The sequence below is a fragment of the Mesorhizobium sp. M7A.T.Ca.US.000.02.2.1 genome (genome assembly GCF_003996995.1).
GTDB lineage: Bacteria > Pseudomonadota > Alphaproteobacteria > Rhizobiales > Rhizobiaceae > Mesorhizobium.
The window spans coordinates 1-1292 of sequence record NZ_RZTT01000767.1 but is presented as its reverse complement, the minus strand read 5'-3'; the positions used below and the strand labels follow the sequence as shown (position 1 = coordinate 1292).

Sequence of the window (1292 nt, the reverse complement as noted above, 5' to 3'; positions counted from 1 at the left end):
CGCCGACGCTGACCGTGACTTCGATCGCCTTGCCGTCCTGCCCGATGGCGAAAGCCGCCTGGGCGATTTCGGCGCGAATGCGCTCGGCTACCTTCTCGGCCACCGCGCCCTCGGTGTCCGGCATCACCACGACGAACTCCTCCCCGCCAAAGCGGCAGGCAAGGTCGATACCCCTGACATTCTTGCGCAGCCGTCGTGCGAATTCCCGCAGAACCTCGTCGCCGCCGTCATGACCGTGCGCGTCGTTGATCGCCTTGAAGCGGTCGAGGTCGGTGATCATCACCGACAGCGGCCGGCGCCGCGCCACGGCGCGATCGAACAGCGTCTGCAGGTGGCTGTCCAGATAGCGGCGGTTGTGCAGCCCGGTCAGTCCATCGGTCACCGCCATTTCGATGGTCTGGGTGACGCTGGCGCGCAGTTGGTCGTTGTAACGCTTGCGGCGCACCTGGGTGCGCAGCCGCGCCGTCAACTCCTGCTGGTCGATCGGCCGCATCAGATAATCATTGATGCCGAGTTCGAGGCCGCGGATGATGCGTTCCTCCTCGCCCTCCTCCGCCAACAGGATGATCGGCACGAAACGGGTGCGATCGAGCGAGCGCAACTGCGAACAGAGCCTCAGCGGATCGAAATCGGCGAACGCGGTCGAGATCATCACGCATTCATAGGACGTCTCGGCGGCCTGGAAGAAACCGGCATGCGGATCATGTGTGACGTCGAGATCGGCCCGGTCGCGCAGCATCTTCTGGATGCGCTCGACGGATGATTTGCGCTCGTCGATCAAAAGCACCTTGGGCGTCGTGTCCTCGGATGCGAAATTGCGGCTGAGCAACTCCTCGATGCCGATGTTGCGCGTCGTCGAGGCGCGCAGCCGCAACTCGTCGGTCAGCGACTTCAGGCGAACCAGGCTCTTGACGCGCGTCATAAGCTGCAGGTCGTTGACCGGCTTGGTCAGGAAGTCGTCGGCACCGGCCTCGAGCCCGCGGACGCGGTCGGAGACCTGATCGAGCGCGGTGATCATCACCACCGGAATGTGCGATGTCGCCGGATCGCTCTTCAGCCGCCGACAGACCTCGAAGCCGTCCATGTCCGGCATCATCACGTCGAGCAGCACGACATCGACCTTGCCGTTCTCACAGGTCTCGATCGCATCCGGCCCGTTGGTGGCGGTCAGCACTTCGAAATATTCGGCCAGCAGCCGCACTTCCAGCAGCCGCACATTGGCAGGGATATCGTCGACGACGAGGATCCGCGCAGTCATTTCATAAGGCTCCGGCTCGGCTGAAGGGGCACAT

Annotated in this window: 1 protein-coding gene; it reads right to left on the bottom strand. The window is 63.7% G+C overall.

All coding sequences use genetic code 11. The annotated features are described in order from the left end of the window. Positions 1 to 1258 (bottom strand): PleD family two-component system response regulator (locus EOD15_RS34445; RefSeq protein WP_127409310.1); only part of this gene is annotated, 1258 nt, incomplete at its 3' end. Positions 1259 to 1292: the final 34 nt, after the last annotated feature.